General features: G+C 61.8%; 18 protein-coding genes and 1 pseudogene. 14 read left to right on the top strand and 5 right to left on the bottom strand.

What is annotated here, in order from left to right:
* Window positions 1-837: pseudogene (locus ACF8Q6_RS00005) on the top strand (hypothetical protein); the annotation flags it as partial.
* On the top strand, window positions 837-1,973 hold the full coding sequence (locus ACF8Q6_RS00010) for a DUF6708 domain-containing protein (RefSeq protein ID WP_392498056.1): 1,137 nt from the start codon (window positions 837-839) through the stop codon (window positions 1,971-1,973). The pseudogene ACF8Q6_RS00005 and the gene ACF8Q6_RS00010, both read left to right, overlap by 1 nt.
* A gap of 79 nt (window positions 1,974-2,052) precedes the next feature.
* Here the strand turns inward: ACF8Q6_RS00010 and ACF8Q6_RS00015 are convergent, their stop codons facing one another.
* Window positions 2,053-2,976: a LysR family transcriptional regulator gene (locus ACF8Q6_RS00015; protein ID WP_064490993.1), complete on the bottom strand. Its 924-nt coding sequence runs from the start codon at window positions 2,974-2,976 to the stop codon at window positions 2,053-2,055.
* 269 nt (window positions 2,977-3,245) lie between these two features.
* Here ACF8Q6_RS00015 and ACF8Q6_RS00020 point away from each other — a divergent pair, with 269 nt between their 5' ends.
* From ACF8Q6_RS00020 to ACF8Q6_RS00055, 8 genes are all read left to right on the top strand, one after another.
* Entirely contained in the window at window positions 3,246-3,689 is a 444-nt protein-coding gene (locus tag ACF8Q6_RS00020; protein WP_221101034.1) for an acetyltransferase, read from the top strand.
* Window positions 3,690-3,708: 19 nt separating this feature from the next.
* Window positions 3,709-4,533, top strand: coding sequence for an AraC family transcriptional regulator (locus tag ACF8Q6_RS00025; RefSeq protein WP_392493868.1), 825 nt, complete (start codon window positions 3,709-3,711; stop codon window positions 4,531-4,533).
* Window positions 4,534-4,641: 108 nt separating this feature from the next.
* Window positions 4,642-5,028, top strand: a complete 387-nt coding sequence (locus ACF8Q6_RS00030) for a cupin domain-containing protein (RefSeq protein WP_392493869.1) — start codon at window positions 4,642-4,644, stop codon at window positions 5,026-5,028.
* Between the two features lie 169 nt (window positions 5,029-5,197).
* Complete coding sequence (locus ACF8Q6_RS00035; RefSeq protein ID WP_392493870.1) at window positions 5,198-5,908, top strand: AraC family transcriptional regulator; 711 nt, start codon at window positions 5,198-5,200, stop codon at window positions 5,906-5,908.
* Between the two features lie 103 nt (window positions 5,909-6,011).
* Window positions 6,012-7,430, top strand: coding sequence for an efflux transporter outer membrane subunit (locus tag ACF8Q6_RS00040; protein WP_392493871.1), 1,419 nt, complete (start codon window positions 6,012-6,014; stop codon window positions 7,428-7,430).
* 201 nt (window positions 7,431-7,631) lie between these two features.
* Complete coding sequence (locus ACF8Q6_RS00045; RefSeq protein ID WP_392493846.1) at window positions 7,632-8,777, top strand: HlyD family secretion protein; 1,146 nt, start codon at window positions 7,632-7,634, stop codon at window positions 8,775-8,777.
* Window positions 8,767-10,281: a DHA2 family efflux MFS transporter permease subunit gene (locus ACF8Q6_RS00050; protein ID WP_392493847.1), complete on the top strand. Its 1,515-nt coding sequence runs from the start codon at window positions 8,767-8,769 to the stop codon at window positions 10,279-10,281. Before ACF8Q6_RS00045 ends, ACF8Q6_RS00050 begins: the two co-directional genes overlap by 11 nt.
* A 93-nt stretch (window positions 10,282-10,374) precedes the next feature.
* Window positions 10,375-11,112, top strand: coding sequence for a GntR family transcriptional regulator (locus tag ACF8Q6_RS00055; RefSeq protein WP_392493848.1), 738 nt, complete (start codon window positions 10,375-10,377; stop codon window positions 11,110-11,112).
* Window positions 11,113-11,165: 53 nt separating this feature from the next.
* Here the strand turns inward: ACF8Q6_RS00055 and ACF8Q6_RS00060 are convergent, their stop codons facing one another.
* Together ACF8Q6_RS00060 and ACF8Q6_RS00065 are read right to left on the bottom strand one after the other, a co-directional pair.
* A complete protein-coding gene (locus ACF8Q6_RS00060) occupies window positions 11,166-14,249 on the bottom strand; it encodes a MexW/MexI family multidrug efflux RND transporter permease subunit (protein WP_392493849.1) in 3,084 nt (1,027 codons plus the stop codon).
* On the bottom strand, window positions 14,246-15,343 hold the full coding sequence (locus ACF8Q6_RS00065) for an efflux RND transporter periplasmic adaptor subunit (protein WP_392493850.1): 1,098 nt from the start codon (window positions 15,341-15,343) through the stop codon (window positions 14,246-14,248). The genes ACF8Q6_RS00060 and ACF8Q6_RS00065 overlap by 4 nt, the downstream gene beginning before the upstream one ends.
* 253 nt (window positions 15,344-15,596) lie before the next feature.
* On the opposite strand from ACF8Q6_RS00065, the gene ACF8Q6_RS00070 reads away from it, so the two are divergent.
* From ACF8Q6_RS00070 to ACF8Q6_RS00085, 4 genes are all read left to right on the top strand, one after another.
* Window positions 15,597-16,418 carry an RHS repeat-associated core domain-containing protein gene (locus ACF8Q6_RS00070; RefSeq protein ID WP_392498060.1) on the top strand — a complete coding sequence of 274 codons (822 nt, stop codon included), beginning with the start codon at window positions 15,597-15,599 and terminating at the stop codon, window positions 16,416-16,418.
* Between the two features lie 249 nt (window positions 16,419-16,667).
* Entirely contained in the window at window positions 16,668-17,546 is an 879-nt protein-coding gene (locus ACF8Q6_RS00075) for an RHS repeat-associated core domain-containing protein (RefSeq protein WP_392493852.1), read from the top strand.
* 130 nt (window positions 17,547-17,676) lie between these two features.
* Window positions 17,677-18,132: a redox-sensitive transcriptional activator SoxR gene (gene soxR, locus ACF8Q6_RS00080; protein ID WP_003247276.1), complete on the top strand. Its 456-nt coding sequence runs from the start codon at window positions 17,677-17,679 to the stop codon at window positions 18,130-18,132.
* Between the two features lie 146 nt (window positions 18,133-18,278).
* Window positions 18,279-18,527 (top strand): CsbD family protein, encoded by a 249-nt coding sequence (locus tag ACF8Q6_RS00085; RefSeq protein ID WP_003247275.1) that lies wholly within the window; start codon window positions 18,279-18,281, stop codon window positions 18,525-18,527.
* Between the two features lie 52 nt (window positions 18,528-18,579).
* Here the strand turns inward: ACF8Q6_RS00085 and ACF8Q6_RS00090 are convergent, their stop codons facing one another.
* Together ACF8Q6_RS00090 and ACF8Q6_RS00095 are read right to left on the bottom strand one after the other, a co-directional pair.
* Window positions 18,580-19,833 carry an OprD family porin gene (locus tag ACF8Q6_RS00090; protein ID WP_392493853.1) on the bottom strand — a complete coding sequence of 418 codons (1,254 nt, stop codon included), beginning with the start codon at window positions 19,831-19,833 and terminating at the stop codon, window positions 18,580-18,582.
* Between the two features lie 63 nt (window positions 19,834-19,896).
* Window positions 19,897-20,358, bottom strand: a 462-nt coding sequence (locus ACF8Q6_RS00095; RefSeq protein ID WP_392498064.1) for an SLC13 family permease, incomplete at its 5' end; no start/stop codon positions are given.

Below are 20,358 nucleotides of genomic sequence, written 5' to 3' on the forward strand. Positions count from 1 at the left end.
AACCCACAACGCAGTGCAGGCCAGGTATCAAGGTACCTCGACCAAGCCTGGGCTGAAGGGTTGATGCAGGCCCGTAACAGTGACTTCTACAAAGTGCGTGTCTCCGGGCTGGTGTGCCTGCTGGAGGGAATGCTGATGGCCTTCAAAGCGCGCGAACTGCCTGACAGTGATGCGCGGGTGAAGACCGAACTCCTGGCGGCCGCGATGACCACGGCTGCGGCGGGCTTTGAAGTTGGAGCCAGCTATGTGGACCAGGTGGTCGCGCGGTACGGCGCGAACAGTGTGACCGGACGAGGAGCAGCGGCCGCTTTAGGGCGTTTGAAACTATGGGGCGCCAGTTTAGCTGTGACAGGTGGTTTCGTACTCGCCTGGTGGGACTTCGCCGATGCGGCTCAGCAGTTAGTATACCGCCAGCAAAACCTTACCGAACAAAGTACAAAAAAACCTAGAACGCTGGCACTCGCATACGCATCGCGGGCACTGGCAACTATTACAATCTCGCTGGCGGAAGCAGGAACAGCCATTGCAATCGCAAAACCTCTTTTTGACCATCTATCTCAGAATGCCAAAACAAAACTTGTGAGAATGATGACAACATCCATGGGCGCGCTCGCCAATAAACTGGGAACACAAGCTGCTCGCCTACTGCTTGCACGTTTAGTCTTGGGTGCATTTTGGATCGGACTCATCCTGACACTCATAATCTATATTCTGGAAGATGACGCGTTAGAGAAGTGGTGCAAACGTAGCTGCTTCCGAACTCATAAAAATATTAAGCCCTATGAAGAGCAGGAAGAACTGAGCGCCCTACATTCTGCTACCGGCGAGGTTTTATAATGTATCTTATCGAATGGGGATTCTGGCAGATGGCAACTCAGCCAGAAGCTGCACGTAGAACGTACGAAGCAGGGATGACACCAGCAGAGAAGCGCGCACATAGAGATTTTTATGAAGGCGACCTGAATGAAGAGATTCATTTTTGCCAGGTAAGTGAAGCCCCCCTCATACGCGGCCCTGTTTATGCATTCAATGAAACCTACATGGAAATGCGCTGTGGCGGTTCAGAAGAGAAGCGCGGCCTCATTACGCTAGTCACGATCGGCGGAGTGCTGCCTGGGATAATTTTCGGAACCGGCATAGCTGTCGGTTCCATCTGGCTTGATATCACCCAACCTTACTCAATCTCCTTTATAGCAGTCTTACTTACAGCTCTCTTGGCTTCAGCTTCAGGAGCAGCATTGTATTTTTACCTGAAGTACGGCGTAAAAATCTCGCGACTGGAAATGCTGACCAGTCGGCATCTGCTTATTCGCTTCAATCGAATAACTCAACAGGTCCACCTCCATCGACCCAGCTACTGTGGTGGCATCGTCACCTTCCCCTGGAAAACAACCGGTAGCACGGGCATTCGCCCAGAAGATGATTCGCTAAGCGTTGGAATACGACTCGGCCTAATCTGGCACCCCAGCCGCACCGGCCTGCCCCACATGGAAATGGCCCTGCTGGGCAAACAAGGCCAAGGCGGCAGCGAACTGCGTGATGAGTGGGAATTCATCCGCCGTTACATGGAAGAAGGCCCACACGCCGTCCCCCGCCCCCGCCTGAGCACCCAGCTACCCTCACCCGTCCAGGCATTCAGCGCCCAGTTCGAAGGCCTTGGGCGTTTCCTCCGCAAAAGCAGCTGGCTGTTCAAAGTTGCGCTGCTGTTTGTCTGGCCCGCGTTCGTCATCATCGGCACCGGCCACTGGCTTAGCCTGCTGCTGTGCTGGCGACCGCGCTGGCCGAAGGTCATCCGCGAGGCCGGCATGCCCGGCAAGCCGGTCCCCCCCGTGACAACCCTGAACGACTACCCACCCGCAATCCAGGCACGCCTGCTCGCCAACGCCGACCGCTGGCAGCTCAAGCCCGGCAAGCGGCCGGCGAGAAAACCACGAAAGCGCTCTGCACCTCAAAAGGCCAACGAAAGTGACTGATCAAACTGCACCCGGCGCGCGGGTACATTTGCGACACCTTCACTTCATCGGCAGCCAGTTGCAGCACGATGCAAAGCCATCATCCCATGACCGCTTCCCGTAGTCCGCCCATGTAGTGCTCCAGGCGACTACGCAGCCAACGCTCGGCCGGGTCGCTGTCGGTGGTGCTCAACCAGACCATGGCCAGCTCCAGTGCAGCAGTCTCGAACGGCAGCGTCTCGGCCTGCAGGTTGCCCCAGCGTTCCATACCCTGTGCGGCATAGTCCGGGCAACAGGCCAGCAGGTCGGTACCGGCCAGAATCGCCGGTAGCGAACTGAACTGCGGCACCGACAACACCACCTTGCGTTCACGGCCGATGTCTTTCAACCAGTCATCGACCACACCCTGGGTGTTGGCGGTTGGCGAAACCTGGACATGCGGGCGTTGGCAAAACTCATCCAGTGAAAGCGGCGTGCTGGACTTGTCGGCCCGCACTACCCTGGCTTGCAGGGTGCGTAGTACCTTGCGTTTGGCATTGGCGGGCAGGCCCTTGGTCTGGCTGATACCCACCGTCACATCGCCCGCCGCCAGCAGGTCCGGAATGCGCCAATAGTCCACATGCTGCACGACCACCACCACGTTCGGCGCCTCCACCCGCAGCGCCCGCAACAGCGGCGGCAGCAGGCCCGACTCGACATCATCGGACAAGCCGATGCGGAAGGTCATCTTGCTGGTCAGCGGGTCGAAATCATGGGTCATGCTGAGGGCGACAGACATCGCATCCAAGGCTGGCGTGAGGTACTTGATCACCTCTTCGGCCCTGGCCGAAGGCTCCATGCGGTTGCCCACTCGAACCAGCAACGGGTCGTTGAACATCGCACGCAACCTGGCCAGCGCGGCGCTGACCGTGGGCTGGGCGACGAACAGCTTCTCCGCGGCACGGGTGAGGTTGCGTTCCTGCATCAGCGCTTCGAACACCACCATCAGGTTGATATCGGCTTTGCGCAGTTCGTTGCGGTTCATGGGTGCTCCCGGGCCGTGCTTGTTGTTCGGGTTCAATTCCGGCATCGACATGCATCCTAGCCGAGTCGAAACCTGCACTGCACCCTCTGCAATCGCCATTGCCCCCTACTGCGCGACCGGGGTAATCTTCCGCGCTCTTCCCTTCCGGCCTCCCCTGCCGTGCACCGCCCAGGCGTTGACTCGCGAAGCGGTCATTCATGATGCCGACACTTGCATGGCCGCCGCTCACTGGCGCGCCCATCCGCCATCAATACACTCAGGATGACACCATGATCATTCGCCAAGGCATCGCTGCAGACTACACGCAGCTGCTCGACATCTGGCTGCGTGCTGTTCGCGCGACGCACCACTTCCTGCAACCCTCCGACATCGACGCACTGTTGCCACAGCTGCGCGACGTGTATTTCCCGGCGGTCGAGCTGTGGGTTGCGGTAGACACCGATGACCAGCCACTGGGCTTTATCGGCTTCAATGAAAACCATGTGGAAATGCTCTTCGTCGACCCAGCGCACCACCGCCAGGGCATTGGCCGTGCATTGCTGGATTTCGGCCGCCAGTCACGCAGTGCGATGAGTGTCGATGTCAACGAGCAGAACCCACAGGCAACAGCGTTCTACCAGCGCTATGGTTTCGTCCAGACCGGCCGTTCACCGCTGGATGGCGAAGGTCGCCCGTTCCCTTTGCTGCACATGAGCTTGCCCACCCGGGCGTGAGCAGGAGGCACTCACCGCGATGGCCCGTAAAGCGAAGCCCCTACTGCCGTCCGACTGGGTCATCCGTAGTGCCCAACCGGGCGGTATCGAGCGTATCGAAGCCTGGTTCGGTAGCCACGGCTACGACCCGCATCGCCACGATACCTATTCGATCGGCCGCACGCTGGCCGGCGTGCAAAGCTTCCACTACAAGGGTTCGCTGCGCCACGGCATACCGGGCAACACGCTGGTGTTGCACCCGGACGAACTGCATGACGGCATGGCCGGCACCGACGCAGGCTTTCGCTACCGCATGGCCTACGTCGCCCCGGCACTGATCCAGAACGTGCTGGGTGGTCAGCCTTTGCCCTTCATCGCTGGCGGGCTGTCCAGCGACCCTCGCCTGTACCACGCCAGCGAAGCGTTCGTGCAGGCAGTGGACCACGCGCTGGAGCCATTGGAAGAACAGGACGCACTGTATGACCTGGCGATCGCCTTGCGGGCCGTCGGCGGCAAGCCGCGTGGGCGCAAGCGCCTGGATTACCAGGCAGCCGAACGCGCCCGGGCCTTCATCATGGAGCACCTGCATGTGGGCATAACACTGGACATGCTGGAACAGGCCAGCGGCCGCGAACGCTGGAGCCTGTCGCGTGACTTTCGCACGTTGTACGGCACCAGCCCCTATCGCTTTGTCACCCTGCGCCGCCTCGACAGCTTTCGCCGAATGATCCTGGATGGCCTTACCTTGGTCGACGCTGCCCTTACCGCAGGCTTTCATGACCAGAGCCACATGACCCGGCACTTCACCCGCTGCTACGGCGTACCGCCCTTACGCTGGCTGGAGCGTTTGCGAGCGTTACGCTGAGTTACCGCAGGCGCCCGCGTATCCCGTGGGAGCAGGCTTGCAGGATCGTACAAGAACCGGACTCGCCCGGCGCGATAGGCTGACCACTCCACTTTCCGAGGAACTGTCATGCCTGAGTCCCGTCACCCACACTCCTCCCTGCCAGTGAACCTGGTCCACAAGGCAGCGCTTATCGAACGGCAATGGAGCCCCAGGGTCGTTGCCGAGATGAACGATTACCAGTTCAAGGTCGTGCGCATCGAAGGCGAATTCATCTGGCACGCGCACCCGGAGACCGACGAAGCATTCCTGGTGCTGGAAGGCACCCTGCGTATCGACCTGCCGGATGGCTGCGTGCATGTGAACGCTGGGGAACTCTATGTGGTGCCACGCGGCGTCGAGCACCGGACCGCTGCGCAAGGCGAAGCGAAACTGATGATGATCGAACCGCGGGGCATTCTGAATACCGGTCATGAAGGGGGGGATCGCACAGCAGAGAGCGATGTCTGGATTTAACAACACTCACCAATTTCAAGCTTAAGTTTCCGACTTCAAAGCAATAATTAACCATAAAAAATCGTCTTATCGCCATTTGTAACCAGGGCACTTCGCTTGCAGCCCACACTTCGCAACCCGGCACAGGTCCGCCTCGATATAATTGGATCCAATAACGAGGGTGACCTGCATGCAAGCACTGGAAATGGACTACGGACACGGCGATGAAGTGGCCAGCCACTGCCACGCCGAAGACCAACTGATCTACGCCGCCAGCGGCGTGATGCGGGTCAGCAGCGAGGGCGGCAGCTGGGTGATCCCCGGCGGGCATGCCTTGTGGATGCCCGCCGGGGTCAGCCATGCCATCCGCATGGAAGGCGTGGTCTGCATGCGCACCTTGCTGCTCGACGCCCACATCGAACGCTGTCAGGTCATCGTCGTGTCTGGCCTGCTGCGCGAACTGATCCTGGCTGCGTCACGGGTGCTGAACCTGCGCGACGGTGCGCATGCTCGGGCGCTGATCCTGTACGAACTCGCCGCCGCCCGGCGCATCGATGCCTTCGTCCCGACGCCGCAGCACGCACGCCTGCGTGCCTGGTGCGAGCGCTTCCTGCAGGACCCGGCCCAGGACCTGACCCTGGAGCAATGCGGCGCACAACTGAACATGAGTGCCCGCAGTGTGGCCAGGCTGTTCCAGCGCGAGGTGGGCATGTCGTATGGCCAATGGCGCGCCCGTGCCCGGGTGATGCTCAGCCAGCAGTGCCTGGCCGATGGCAAGCCGATCCTGAACGTTGCGCTGGAGCACGGCTACCAGAGCGCCAGTGCCTTTACTGCCATGTTCAAGCGTATCCTCGGCCATGCGCCGAGTGATTGGCAAAACGGTACCGCACGCGAGTACTAAGCCTCAGGTTGTCCCGCTTGCGCGCAGGGTTGTCCCGCTTGCGACAGCGACGCCCATGCAACCCTCGTTAACCTCGCATCACGACCTTTGAGCGACAATCGTGATGCCCTTACTGCACTCATTTCCCGGCCCTGCCCGGCTTGCCACAGCCCTCGGCATGCTCGCTGCACTCGCGGCGTGCGGCCACCAACCCACGCCTGCCGAACCCCCTCTAGCGCTGCAGGCAGACCCGCTGGCGAACATGCCGGCCAGCGTCAGCAAACAGCCCCTGCCCGAACGCTGGTGGGCACTGTATCAAGACCCCCAACTCAACCGCTGGGTACAGCAAGCCCTGGCGCACAACCAAGGCCTGGCACAGGCCGAGGCCACCGTGCAGGCCATGCTGGCCGGCATCGGCGAGTTCGACGCCAGGCGCTGGCCGTCTACCGCCATGGGCGTTGCCGCTACCTATGGCAGAAGCGCCGATGACCAGACGCTGGCTGAGGCGACCGACAGCAACGCGCCGTCGCAATGGCAATTCAACCCGGGCATCGAGCTGGCCTATCAGGTGGACATCTGGGGCCAGGTACGCGCCGCCATCCAACGTGCCAGGGTGCAAGCCGAAGCCAGCGCTGCGGCGCTAGACCTGGTACGCCTGCAGGTGGTCGCCCAGACCACCCGCGCCTACATCGACCAGTGCACCTACGCGGCGCGTCTGGAGGCAGCGAAGCAGGCCTTGCAAACCCTCGACCACAGCGTGCAACTCAGCCAGCGTCAGCGCCAGGCCGGTGTGGCCACTGCCCTCGACAGCGAGCGCCTGTTGGGCTTGCGGGAGCAGGTGCGTGCGCAACTGCCGATGCTCTCAGCCCGGCGGCAGATGGCGCTTTACGAACTGAGCATGCTCAGTGGCCAGGCCTCGGTGGCCGAAGCCACGACCTGCGTAGCCATCCCCACACTGTCGGCGCCGCTGCCGGCTGGCGATGGCTGGCATTTGCTCGAACGCCGGCCAGATGTGCGCCAGGCCGAACGGGAACTGCAAGCGGCCACCCTGGAGACCGACATCGTGCGGGCTGACCTTTACCCAAAGGTCAGCTTCGGCGCTTCGTTGACGTCTTCGGACCATCACCTTGCCAACCTCGGCGCCAGCCGCGCGGTGATGTTCGGCATTGGCCCGCTGATCCGCTGGGAATTTCCCAACCTGCAGGCCAACCGCGCACGGGTGAGCAAGGCCGAGGCATTGCAGCGGGCGCAGGTCGCCCGTTACCACGGCGTGGCGCTGAGCGCGCTGAAGGACGTGCGCCAGGCACTGGCCCGCTACGACGGCGAGCGACAACGGTTGCAGGCGCTGGACGCAGCCTTGGCGCACAGCCAGCACAGCTTTGCCCTGGCAAAGGGTAACTACCGTGCCGGCACCGTGGACGGGCTGGCCCTGCTCGACAGCGAGCGCGAAATGATCAGCCTGCGGGCCAGCCACACAGAAGCCCGAGGGCGCCTGGCGCAAGCGCAGGTAAACCTGTTCCGCGCGCTGGGAGGGCGGTGGTAGCGAGAAGCAAGACCAGCAGCGAGCACCGCCCACTGTAGGAGCGGGTTTACCCGCGAAGAATACACCGCGGTGGATGGCACGGGCTTCGCCCGTGTTCGCGGGCAAGCCCGCTCCCAATCACGCCAGCTTTTAGAAATTGAGCAAGACAGTTGCTCCCCCAACGGACGGCCAGCAGCCCCAATTCGAGAATGGAAACCAACCATGAATGTCGCCGTAGACAAACCCTCACCCGCCGAAACTGAACAGCTGGCAAGCGCTAGAACCCGTCGCCGCCTGGCAGTCATCGCCAGCGGCAGCCTGGCCGCAATCACCCTGCTGGCCTTAACCAGCTACTGGTTCAGCACCGGCCGCTACCTGGAAACCACCGACGATGCCTACGTCCGCGCCGACTGGGTGGCCCTGAGCCCACGCGTGGCGGGCTACGTAGCCGAGGTCGAGGTGGCTGACGACCAGCCGGTGAAAGCCGGTGATGTGCTGGTGCGCCTGCAAAACCGCGACTACCGCGCCCGCCTCGACCAGGCCCGGGCTGGCGTGACCGAGGCACAGGCGGCACTGGCCGCCGCCCAGGCCAGCCAACAGGTAGCGACCGAGCGCATCGACCTGCAACAGCAAGCCATCCTCCAGGCTGAGGCCGTCGTGCGCAGCGCCACCGCCGAACAGCACCGCAGTGAACTGGATGTCCAACGCTACCGTGGCCTGGTGCGTGACGATGCAGCGACCATGCAGCGCCTGGAAACCGCCAGCGCCCATGCCAGCCAGGCACAAGCCGCGCGGCAAGGTGCCCAGGCCGCGCTGCGCCAGCAACGCGCTCAACTGGCCATGGCCAAGGCCCGGTCAGCCCAGGCCGAGGCCGAGCTGCAACAACGGGCAGCGGCCCTGGCACGCGCCCTGGCCCACCAACAGCTTTCCGAGCAAGACGAACAGGACACGGTGGTCCGCGCGCCGATCACCGGCGTGGTCGGCCAACGCCGCGTACGCACCGGCCAGTACGTGGTGCCGGGCCAGCCGCTGCTGGCTGTGGTGCCCCTACAGCAGGCCTATGTAGTGGCCAACTACAAGGAAACCCAACTGGCCCGCATGCGCCCTGGGCAACCGGTAGAAATACATGTCGACAGCTTCGCCAGCCAGCCACTGCATGGCCATGTGGCCAGTTTTTCGCCAGCCTCGGGCAATGTCTTCGCCTTGCTGCCGTCGGACAACGCCACCGGCAACTTCACCAAGATCGTCCAGCGTTTCCCGGTGCGCATTCTGCTCGACAAACCGCTGGATGGCCCGCAGGTACTGCCCGGCATGTCGGTGGTCAGTACAGTCGACACACGCCCCGCAGAGGTCGCCGATGCGCACTGAGCAAACGGTCTCGCTGCGTGCCTGGGTAGCGGTGCTTGGCGGCCTGTTCGGCTGCTTCATGGCGGGTATGAACGTGCATGTCACCAGCGCCGCCCTGCCGGAAATCCGCGGCTCGCTGGGTGCCAGCTTCGAGGAAGGCTCATGGATTTCCACCGCCTACCTGGTGGCGGAAATCGTGATGATTCCACTGACGGCCTGGCTCGTGGAAGTGTTCTCGCTGCGACGGGTGATGTGGACCGGTTCGCTCATATTCCTGATCGCCTCGGTAGCCTGTTCCTGGGCGCCCAACCTGGAGGCGATGATCGTAATCCGGGTGATCCAGGGGGCTGCGGGCGCGGTGCTGATTCCCCTGTCGTTCCAGTTGATCATCACCGAACTGCCGGCCAGCAAGATGGCCATGGGCATGGCGCTGTTCAGCCTGGCCAACAGCGTGGCGCAGGCCGCCGGGCCGTCGATTGGCGGCTGGCTGACTGATGCCTATTCGTGGCGCTGGATCTTCTATCTGCAACTTTTCCCCGGCATCGCACTGCTGCTGGCCATCGCCTGGTCGATCGAGGCCAAGCCGATGAAGCTCGAACTGTTACGCAAAGGTGATTGGCTGGGTATCGCGGCCATGGTGATCGGCCTGGGCGGCTTGCAGATCGTGCTGGAAGAAGGCGGTCGGCTGGACTGGTTCGGCTCGCCGCTCATTGTCGGCATGAGCGTGGTCGCTGCCATTGCGTTGGTGGTGTTCGTGGTGACCCAGCTGTTCGGCCAGCGCGCGTTCATCAACCTGCGCTTGCTCGGGCACTACAACTTCGGCGTTGCCAGCGTGGCGATGTTCATCTTTGGCGCTGCCACGTTCGGCCTGGTGTTCCTGGTGCCCAACTACCTGTCGCAGTTGCAGGGGTTCAGCGCGCACGACGTGGGCGTGGCGCTGATCGCCTATGGCGTGGTGCAGTTGCTGCTGGCGCCGTTGATGCCCCGGCTGATGGGCTGGACCAGTGCCAAGTTCATGGTCGCCAGCGGTTTTTTGATCATGGCGCTGGGCTGCTGGCTGGGGGCTGGCCTGAGCGCCGACAGTGCCGACAACGTGATCATCCCGTCCACGGTGGTGCGCGGTATTGGCCAGCCTTTCATCATGGTTGCGTTATCGGTGCTGGCGGTGGCCGGGCTGGACAAGCGTGAAGCCGGCTCAGCCTCGGCGGTGTTCTCGATGTTGCGCAACCTCGGTGGCGCCATCGGTACGGCCGGGTTGACGCAACTGGTGGCGACCCGTGAACGCTTTCACAGTGAGCGCATTCACGAGCAGGTGACGCTGTTCGAGCCAAGCGTGCAGGCGCGTATCAACCAGACGGTGCAAAGCTGGCTGCCGCCTCAGCAGCAAATGCTGGAAGCGTTGGCGGCGACCATTCGACGAGAGGCTTACCTGATGGCCTACAGTGATGCGTTCTACCTGGCGTGCCTGGCATTGGTCGGGTGTGCCCTTGCAGCGTTGCTGCTGCGGGCCAGACAGCAGCATTGAAGGCAGTATCGACCTCTGTGGGCGACCGGAGCGTTCGGCATTCGGCCGCTGTTACACTGTCAACCGATGAAATTGGCGAGCCCGAGCAAAGGTATGAACCCGACGCGCTACTCCACCGTGGCAAAGGACCTGATGCAAGCGATTGCCAGCGGCCGCTACCCAGTAGGCAGCCTGCTGCCGACCGAGTTCGAACTGTGCGACCTTTACAATGTGAGCCGGCACACGGTGCGTGCCGCTATCGACCAGTTGCTCACCCAAGGGCTGGTGTCGCGCCGCAAGCGCGTGGGCACACGCGTGGAGGCCAGCAGCCCGCGCGGCGGCTATTCGCAGTCGTCAGCCAGGGTGGCTGACCTGGCGCAACTGGCAGACACCCAGCAGCGGGAAATCCAGGACGTGCGCCACTTTGTCGCCGACCTGAGCGAGGCGGCGAGGCTAGGGCTGGTGCCGGGGGAGCATTACTTCTGCGTATCGAGCCTCCGCGTCGACAGGCAGCACCCTGCCGCGCCGCTGGGCTGGACCGACGTGTATGCGCCGCGCGACTACACCGCGGTCATCGAACTGGCACGCGAGCACCCCGACCAACTCATTGTCGGGTTGATCGAACAGCACTATGGCCGGGCAATCGCAGTGGTCGACCAGCGGGTGCGCGCGGTGTTGCTGACAGCGGAAATGGCCAGGGCGCTGAAGGCAGAGGCGGGCTCACCGGGGCTGAAGATCATCCGCCAATACCGCGAGGAAAATGGTGATCTGATGGCGGTCTCAGAGACCGTGCACCCGGATGACCGCTTTACCTTGGTCACCCAGATGCGCCGCGACCGCTCCCCCGCCTGAACCTGCTCGTACAGGGATGGTGCAACTTTCAGCTGATGAACAGGCCGTTGCGCCTAAAGCGCCCCCAGTTGCCTTTCAGCTTCGACCAACTGCCTCGCCCGCGCCGTGCTCACCCGGTGATCGCGTGCCAGCCAAGCGTAGATCGTCGGTAGCACGAACAAGGTGAACAAGGTCCCCACCAGCATCCCGCACACAATCACCACCCCCAACCCGAAACGGCTGTTGGCGCCGGCGCCGCTGGCGAACAGCAGTGGCAGCACGCCAAAAGTCATCGCCGCCGTGGTCATCAGCACTGGCCGCAAGCGTATTTGCGCCGCACGAACAATGGCGGCGGCACGATCAAGGTTGTCGCGCACCTGAATCTCGTTGGCGAACGCTACCATCAGAATGCCATGCTTGCTGATCAGGCCGATCAGCGTCACCAGGCCAATCTGTGTGTAGATGTTCAGCGTGGCCCAGCCCAGCGCCAGCGGCAGCAGCGCACCGCAGATCGACAGCGGCACGGTCACCAGAATGATCAGTGGGTCGACCAGGCTTTCGTACTGCGCCGCCAGCACCAGATAGATCACCACCAGGGCGGCGAGAAATGCCCACATCAAGGCAAAGCCCTCCTGCACATACTGGCGCGATTCCGATTGCCAGTCGTGGCTGAAGCCCGGTGGCAGCTCGGCGGTGAGCTGTTCCAGAAATGCCACGGCGTTGCCCATAGATACACCCGGGGCCGGGATCGCCTGCAGGGTACTGGCGTTCTGCTGATCGAACTGCAACAGGCGGTTGGGTGCCACTTCGATATCCAGGCGCACCAACGTGGCCAGCGGCACCAGGCTGCCATCCTCGGCGCGCACATACTGGCGGCTCAACGCCGCAGGCGTCAGGCGTTGGTCCTGGATACTCTGCGGGATCACGTCATAAGAACGTCCGAACAGGGCGAAGCGGTTGAGGTACTGCTCGCCCACCAGTACGCCCAGCGACTCACCAATGGCCTGCATGCTGATGCCCAGGCTCGCCGCCTTGGCCCGGTCCACGCGAACCTTGACTACCGGGTTGTTGTAGTCGAGGTCGCTGTCCACCACGGCGAACAGGCCACTGTCGCGGGCGCGTTGCTTGAGCACTTCCATGGTCTGGAACAGCTCGGGGTAATCCTGGGCGCTGCGCAGCACCATCTGCACCGGCAGGCCACCGCTGGAGCCCGGCAGCGACGCGACCTGGAAGGCGAAGATGCTGCTGCCCTCGATATCCGCAACAGCCTGCTGCAACTGCGCCTGCACCTGTGCGGCGGAACGCTCGCGCACCTGCCACGCGCTGAGGTTGATGCCACCGAAACTGGCGGCCGGGCCGTCGGTACCGTTGATGATCCAGGTGTCGGTGGTTTCGGCAATGGACTTCATCACCTGGTCGAGCTTCAGCGCAAAGCGTTCCGCGTATTCGAGGCTGGCATGCTGCGGCGACTTGATGGCGGTCAGCACCGCCGCCTGGTCCTCGGGCGGCGCCAGCTCGCGTTGTGGCAGCAGGTAAAGCCAGGGCAGGCTCAGGCACACCAGCAACGCCACGCCGCCGCTGATCCAGCGGTGTGCCAGTGTGTACGCCAGCACCCGTCCATAGGCCCCGCTCAGCGTACCAAACAACCGATCGGCGAGAGCGGCCATGGCGCCATGCTGCTGACCGGGCTGCAGCAACAGCGAGCTCATCACCGGCGACAGGGTCAGTGCCACAATGCCGGACACGATCACCGCCCCCGCCAGGGTCAAGGCAAACTCACGGAACAGCGTGCCGGTCAGCCCGCCCATCAAGCCAATGGGCGCATACACCGCCGCCAGGGTCAGGGTCATGGCGATCACCGGCCCGGCGATTTCCCGCGCCCCGGCCAATGCTGCCGCGACCGGTGACTTGCCCTCCTCGATATGCCGATGCACGTTTTCCACCACCACAATGGCATCGTCCACCACCAGGCCGATGGCCAGCACCATCGCCAGCAGGGTCAGCAGGTTGAGGCTGAAACCGAACATCAACATCAGGCCCGCGGCCCCCAGCATCGACAGCGGAATGGCCACCACCGCAATCAGCACGCTGCGCAGCGAACCCAGGCACAGCCAGATCACCAACACCACGATCAGCATCGCCTCCACCAAGGTGCGCAGCACTTCATGGATCGACGCATCGATGAAGCGTGCGGTTTCATAGGCCAGCGCCACGTTCACGCCAGGCGGCAAGGTCTGCTGGATCTGTGGCAGCAGTTGGCGAATACCCTCGACGATCACCAGAGGGTTGCCGCTGGGCGTAGGGAACAGCCCCAGGTGCACGGCAGGTTTGCCGTCCATGGTTGCACTGGTCTGCGTGGCCGCAGCACTCAGCTCGACGGTGCCGATATCGCGCAGGCGCACCAGGTCGGTGCCATCGTTGCGGATGATCAGCTCCCGGAAGTCTTCGACCCGGGTCAGGTCGGTGTCCACCTGGATATCGGCCAGCACGTACTGCCCGCGCACCTGGCCCGGCGTTGCCTGGTAGTTGTTGGCACGTACCGCCTGCGCCACGTCCGCCGCCGTCACCCCGCGCCCGGCCATCTGCTCACTGTCCAGCCACAGGCGCATGGCCAGGCGCTGCCCGCCGAACGACTGCACCTTGGCCACGCCGTCGATACCGGAGAACTGCGGTTCCACCACCCGCGACAGGTAATCGCTCAGTTCCGGTATCGACAGGCTGTCGCTGGCAAACCCCACATAGGCCACGGCAGTGGAGTCACCTGCCGACAGTTCCACCACTGGGTCGTAGGCTTTTTCCGGCAGGCGATAGCGCACCTGGTTGACCTTGGCCATGGTTTCGGCCAGCGCCTGGGTCGAATCGCGGTTGAGCACCATGCGCAAGGTGATCAGGCTGCGCCCCTGCTGCGACGACGAGGACAGGTAGTCGATGCCTTCGACCGACGACACTGCCTGGGTGATCGGCTGCGTCACGAAACCCTGCATCAACTCGGCGGAGGCACCGGGGTACTCGGTGCTGATGGTAATGGTCGAGCTTTCCAGCAACGGATACTGGCGGATCGGCAACTTGCCCATGGCAAACAGCCCCATCAGGATGATCAGGCTGCTGACCACCAGCGCCAGCACCGGGCGGCGCACGAAGACGTCGGTAAACCTCACGACTGCCGCCCTCCCTGGCTGGCCTGCAGGCTGTCCTGCGCCACTGGCTCGACCGGCATGCCATCACTCAGTTTCAGCTGGCCGGAAACCACCACACGGTCACCGGGCGTCAGGCCGGAGGTGATTTCCACCCGCCCCTGCCAGCGCTCACCGGTGGTTACCTGCACCCGGCTCACCCGGGTGCCATGCTGCGGGTCCTGGGTCGCGACAAACACCGTCTGCCCATAGGCGGTGTAGGTGATCGCGGTTTCCGGCACGGCCAGCACGGTCGACGGCTGCGCAGCATCCAGCCGCACGCCGGCATACATACCCGGCTGCAACTGCCCTTGCGGGTTCGGCAAGGCCGCCTGTACCTGCACAAGGCGTGCTGTGCTGACCACCGGATCGACCGCCACCACCCGGGCCTGGAAGTCTTGCCCACGCACCGCGTCCACCGTCAGTGTCAGCACTTGCCCGGGGTGCACTTCGGGGGCGGCCTGCTCGCCCAAGGCAAAGTTCACGTGCAACTGGCTGATGTCGGCCAGGCTGACGATGGTCTCGCCAGCGCCCAGGTACTGGCCCTGATGCACACGGCGGATGCCGAGCTTGCCGGCAAACGGTGCGCGAATGGCCTTCTGCGCGATCAGCGCCTCGACATGCTGCAGCTCACCACGGGCCACGTCCACGGCCGTGGCGGCGTTGTCCAGCAGCTCTTGCGACACGGCATTCATCGCGCGCAGTTTGCGGCTGCGCTGCAACACCACGTCAGCGTTACGCAACCTGGCCTGCAACTGCACGCGCAGGGCCTGCTCGGGTGCGTCGTTGAGCTGCACCAGCAACTGCCCGGCCACTACTGTCTGCCCCGACTCGAAGGCGATGCGGGTAATACGCCCTGGCATCTCGGCCGCCACCTGCACCTGGTTGACCGCCTCCAACTCCCCCGAAGCAAAGCGCTGCCGCGCCAGTTGCACCTGCTCGGCCGTGGCCAGCGCCACCTTGGTCGCCGGCCACACCGCCGCAGCGGGCGGCGCCGAGCCGCTTCCCACCAGCGCATAGGCAGCGGCCAGCGCACCGGCAACAGCGCCGGCCCAGGCCAGTAACGTCCGTTTGTTCATGCACAGCTCCGATCACAGGGAAAGCGGTTGCAGGGAAGATCGGGCAGGACTATAAAAGCTCAACTTTACTTGAGGTCAACAGGCATGGCAGCGGAATGTTGATGGCACCCCCTGGCTGCTGATAGACGTTGAAGTGGTAGCGCGAGGCAATCACGACATCGTTAAACCGGAATCACCTGACAATTTTATCAGTGTCGAACTTGTGGCCTGTGAGGCACACTCATACCTCCTTCAGCTTGGGTTCCTCAAGACCATGTCTACAGACACTTACTCCAGGCATATACCAAAACGCGTGCCAAACAACTACTTGCCCTATGGCTATCGTAACGCCGAAAAGCAGCCGATCGGAATCTTAGGCTACAATGGCGAGCCTCTATCTACCCTAAGGGAATGCTACGCCCTCGGTAATGGACACCGAATCTATAGCCCCCGTTTGATGCGATTCATAAGCGCAGACACACTGAGCCCTTTCGATCGTGGCGGTCTAAATTGCTATGCCTACTGCCTGAACGACCCAATCAATGCAACGGACCCTAGCGGAAAATCCCGATTCAAGACGGCGGGCACTGTAGCCTTGGCAGTGGTCAGATTTAAGAAAAATCTATCATCGAGGACAGAAAACACCAATCACTGGAAAGCACTTGGCAATTGGTATGCCGATGAGTTGAGTGAGGACGTAAAGCTCGCAATCCAATCAATAAAAAATCAAACAACCCACATCACCCTGGTCAAAAATCCCGCCAGCTTATTCAGACTTAACGATTCTCAATTCAAACATAAATTTGTCTTTACACGCGATAGAAATTTCTTCATAGGCAGTTACAGCGCAGATGAACCCAGCCATCCAAGCATCGCCCATCTTGGTCAAGGGATAACCGGAACCAAGAGTGACGTTGTCAGTGCAGGGGGCATCATAAAAGACGGCAACGGTTATACGTTAGACACCCATTCCGGACACTATATGCCTTCGCTTGAGCAGTTGAAACCCGCGCAAGCCCATCTTGAGTCGCTCGGCATAGCAGTAAAAAGCTTGAGGGAAAATAAGCCTTCTAAAGGCTATGCAGCACGTCTCTAGCGTATTCGTGCCCGGCAAAAAACCTAATATCGGAGGCAGCGTATCCCACGAACGATTGAGTCTCACCAATCTGCTTTTGTGCGTACGTTGCGCCCTCGCGCACTAAAAAATTTGCCGGCGCCTTAGGTACCTCTAGGAGCTCACCTTACTTGGAGCCTGCAGGCCTGGCAGCGAAAAGACGTCGAAACAGCACGAATGGCTAATGGGTAATCACTGATGCCAAGTGCCAGATCTGACGGAGTCAGAGATATGTCAACGCATAAAACTTCGACACCCCGTAAAAAACACGATCCGGCCATTGCACCCCGTTCGGAAAGCCAGGCCCGTGACCAACATGGCGCCGTACGAACATCCACGGACCCAACAACAGGCCAGCCAGCAAACTACACACCCTATGGGTTTCGAAACGCCAACGCGGAGCCGACCGGGGCAGTGGGGTTCAATGGTGAATTTTACATTTCTGCGGTGAACGGTTACGCACTCGGAAACGGGTACCGAATATTCATCCCACGCTTGATGCGATTCATCAGCCCAGACCACCAGAGCCCTTTCCTCAAAGGCGGCATAAACGCCTATGCCTACTGCCTGAACAACCCAGTCAACGCACAAGACCCTAGCGGAAAAAACGCAATCAATACATTTGTTCAGACCGCTATCAAGATAGGCAAGACTTATAGCAAACGATTCAAACCCTCCAATACGGGCCACTTACTTTCTAACAACCAAGCCAAACACCTTAAAACCGAACTCAAGGATGCCAAAAGCTTTATAAGCGAGGGCATCGTAGACATCAATATTATCAACGACAACAATAGCGCCAAAAAATTCAGCCCATCACTCATTTACAAATACACCCTCATAAATGAAGGCGACGAAACGACCCTGGTCGTCTTCGGCGCCTCTACTGACGCCCTCTTGAATACTCACGCCAGCGGCGCTGAAATGTGGAATTTCAATGCCAGCAATAACGTTAGCGCTGCGGGTTATATCGCCTATGAGAAGGGGGTATTTATTGTCGACGACTGGTCCGGCCACTATCAGCCTGAGTTCTGGCGCACAGCGCTCGTAAAAGCCTATCTGGAAGGGTTGGGCTATGAAGTGAGAACCGTGCGTCGTGGCTTTGGGTAACGTGCCAACAGCTGGAAAGTGATGGGCAAGGGCGAATGCCGTCATGCCATACCCCAATGACCCGGAAAAACGGTTGCGCCGCCGACCGGGCCGGCTTATAAAAACTCAACTTAACTTCAGGTCGATTCGTATGGCAGCGGACAACACACGGATGCTCACAGTGGGTGAAGTGGCCAAGCGCAGCGGCGTGGCGGTGTCTGCGCTGCACTTCTACGAAACCAAGGGGCTGATCGCCAGCGTCCGCACGGCAGGCAACCAGCGCCGCTATCCCTCGCTGGTGCTGCGTACCCTGGCGATCATCAAGGTGGCCCAGCGCACGGGAATTCCGCTTGAGGAAATCAAACAGGCCTTCAGCCGTTATGCCCCCAACAGCAAGCTCACGGCAGCACAATGGAGCGAGATGTCCACGGCCTGGCGCGAGGACCTGAATGCCCGCATTCGCACACTGGAAGCACTGCGCGACAGCCTCGACAACTGCATTGGCTGCGGTTGCCTGTCGCTGGAAGACTGCCCGCTGCGCAACCCCGAGGATGTACTGGGCAAGGAAGGGACCGGGGCGCGGATCCTCGAAAAGAAGGCGCGCTAACCTCGCGCGCTCATGCCAGGTGCGACCCTTCGCCGGCGCGCATCACCTGCAGGTGACAAGCAGTCGCTTTGAACCATTGCGGCGATTCACCGCCCTAACCCTGTGCTGTTAACCCAAAGCCGCTCACAGGAAGGAACTAAGCCATCATGAAACGCGAACAGATCGAAGGTGTAGCAGAGGACCTGGCTGGCAAGGCGCAAAGCGCCGTAGGTCGCCTGGTCGAAGACCCGGCGCTGGAAGCCGAAGGCGATGCGCGTCAGGCCGCAGGCCAGGTGACCAAGACCTACGGCGACACCCTGGACACGGTGTCCTCGTTCGTTAAGGAAAAGCCCTTCGCCGCACTGGCCATCACCGCCGCCGTCACACTGGTGGTCTCTCGCCTGCTGCGCCGCTGAGCCACGGCGCCTCAGGCGGTTCAGGGCCGGATATCTTGTCCGGCCTGCGCCATCACCAGATGGCGATATCGTACGTCAGGTAAAGGCGATTGCTGTCTCGGCCGCGGGCGAAATCTGATCGATACACATAGTTTCGCAGCTTTACGCCCAGCCCTTTCAGCGGCCCGCCCTGCACCACGTAGGCAATCTCGGCGTCACGCTCCCATTCTTTGATGCCCTCGTCACCTGAGCGGCCATTGTCGCCACTCAGGTAACGCGTCATGAAGGTCAGCCCCGGTACCCCGGCGGCAGCGAAGTTGTAGGCGTAGCTGGCCATCCAGGTCTTCTCTTCCTCTTCGATGAACTTGCCGATGCCGACGTTGCTGAACGAATAGACCGTTGCCCCACTGATATACGGCAGCCCCGCTTCACCATCGAGCACCTGGTAACCTGCGCCGACGGTATGCCCGGAGTGGGCGTACGACAGTTGGCCGCTGAACATGTCGTTGTCGATGCCACCGCCATACGCGGTACCGCTGTCGCGGCTTTTGAAGTAACGCAGGTCGGTGGTCAGCACGCCGCCGCCCAGCGGCAGGTCGTGCACCAGCCCGGCGAAGTCCTGGCGGTAGAAATGCTCGAGCTCGCCGTGGAAATAACTCAGGCGCAGTTGCTTGCTGACGGTGTAATCGGCACCGGCGAAGCTGAAGTCGCCAGACGCTGGGCCGCCATACCCGTCCAGGTACAATCCGGTGCTATCGGATGAATCGCGCTGTTTGAAGCGATCCAGGTGGCCGGCGGTAAGGGTGAGGTTGTCGATGTCGGTGCTGGTCAGCTGAGTGCCTTGATAGGTCTGCGGCAGCAGGCGCGCATCGTTGTACACCAGTACCGGCGTCTTGGGCAGCAAGGTGCCATGCTTGACCACGGTGCTGCCCAGGCGGGCTTTGGCCGTGATACCGGCGCTGGCGAATTCGTCGGCCGCGCGGCCATCGTCATGCACTGGCAACAGCCCGGTGCCGCTGCGCCCACGGCCGGAGTCTAGCTTGAAGCCGACCAGGCCCAAGGCGTCGAGCCCCAGGCCGAGGGTGCCTTGGGTGAAGCCAGACTGGTAATCGAGCAGAAAGCCTTGAGCCCATTCCACCCGTTCGCTTTTGGCAGTGGCGGCGGCGCGGGCGCTCATACCCTGCTCGTCACGGAAATTCTCGTTGAAATACACGTTGCGCAACTGCAGCTTGAGCTTGCTGTCTTCGATGAAACCGGCGGCACCGGCCACAGGCAGCCAGCCGCACAGCAGGCCACAAGTGGCCCCACGGAAAAGAAATCGGGACATGATGGTTACTCTGTTGTTGTTCTTGGGTGAGTCAGAGGGGCGCCGAGCGGCGCCCTGGGTGCTTCAAACCATGAAGGACAAGGCGCCCGTCAGCAGTGCCAGCGCAGTGATCACCAGAGAAGTGAGCACGGCCCACTTGAAGGTGGCTTTCTGGAAATCACCGATATCCCTGTCGACCATGCCCACCAGCAGCAGAGTCGAGGCCACCAGCGGGCTCATGAGGTGAACCGGCTGGCCAAGCACCGAGGCGCGGGCGATTTCCACCGGGTCGATGCCGTACGCGGCCGCGGCATTGGCCAGGATCGGCACAACGCCGAAGTAGTACGCGTCATTGGACAGCACGAAGGTCAGCGGCATGCTGGTCAGCGCCACCACCAGCGGGAACCAGTGGCTCCACGCTTCCGGAATCCAGTCCACCAGCGTCTGGGCCAATGCATCGACCATCTTGGTACCCGAGAAAATACCGGCAAAGATGCCCGCGGCGAACACCAGCAGCACCACGGTCATGGCGTTGCCCGAATGGGC

Origin of the sequence: Pseudomonas sp. GLN_2 (assembly GCF_043106005.1) — a bacterium.
In the GTDB taxonomy this organism is placed as follows: Bacteria; Pseudomonadota; Gammaproteobacteria; order Pseudomonadales; family Pseudomonadaceae; genus Aquipseudomonas; species Aquipseudomonas alloputida.

Coding starts and splice junctions, on each gene's coding strand:
- ACF8Q6_RS00040 (WP_392493871.1), top strand. CDS start 6,012: ATGCCCTTACTGCACTCATTTCCCGGCCCTGCCCGGCTTGCCACAGCC.
- ACF8Q6_RS00070 (WP_392498060.1), top strand. CDS start 15,597: ATGTCTACAGACACTTACTCCAGGCATATACCAAAACGCGTGCCAAAC.
- ACF8Q6_RS00015 (WP_064490993.1), bottom strand. CDS start 2,976: ATGAACCGCAACGAACTGCGCAAAGCCGATATCAACCTGATGGTGGTG.
- ACF8Q6_RS00085 (WP_003247275.1), top strand. CDS start 18,279: ATGAAACGCGAACAGATCGAAGGTGTAGCAGAGGACCTGGCTGGCAAG.
- ACF8Q6_RS00075 (WP_392493852.1), top strand. CDS start 16,668: ATGTCAACGCATAAAACTTCGACACCCCGTAAAAAACACGATCCGGCC.
- ACF8Q6_RS00045 (WP_392493846.1), top strand. CDS start 7,632: ATGAATGTCGCCGTAGACAAACCCTCACCCGCCGAAACTGAACAGCTG.
- ACF8Q6_RS00090 (WP_392493853.1), bottom strand. CDS start 19,833: ATGTCCCGATTTCTTTTCCGTGGGGCCACTTGTGGCCTGCTGTGCGGC.
- ACF8Q6_RS00065 (WP_392493850.1), bottom strand. CDS start 15,343: ATGAACAAACGGACGTTACTGGCCTGGGCCGGCGCTGTTGCCGGTGCG.
- ACF8Q6_RS00050 (WP_392493847.1), top strand. CDS start 8,767: ATGCGCACTGAGCAAACGGTCTCGCTGCGTGCCTGGGTAGCGGTGCTT.
- ACF8Q6_RS00055 (WP_392493848.1), top strand. CDS start 10,375: ATGAACCCGACGCGCTACTCCACCGTGGCAAAGGACCTGATGCAAGCG.
- ACF8Q6_RS00035 (WP_392493870.1), top strand. CDS start 5,198: ATGCAAGCACTGGAAATGGACTACGGACACGGCGATGAAGTGGCCAGC.
- ACF8Q6_RS00020 (WP_221101034.1), top strand. CDS start 3,246: ATGATCATTCGCCAAGGCATCGCTGCAGACTACACGCAGCTGCTCGAC.
- ACF8Q6_RS00030 (WP_392493869.1), top strand. CDS start 4,642: ATGCCTGAGTCCCGTCACCCACACTCCTCCCTGCCAGTGAACCTGGTC.
- soxR (WP_003247276.1), top strand. CDS start 17,677: ATGGCAGCGGACAACACACGGATGCTCACAGTGGGTGAAGTGGCCAAG.
- ACF8Q6_RS00010 (WP_392498056.1), top strand. CDS start 837: ATGTATCTTATCGAATGGGGATTCTGGCAGATGGCAACTCAGCCAGAA.
- ACF8Q6_RS00025 (WP_392493868.1), top strand. CDS start 3,709: ATGGCCCGTAAAGCGAAGCCCCTACTGCCGTCCGACTGGGTCATCCGT.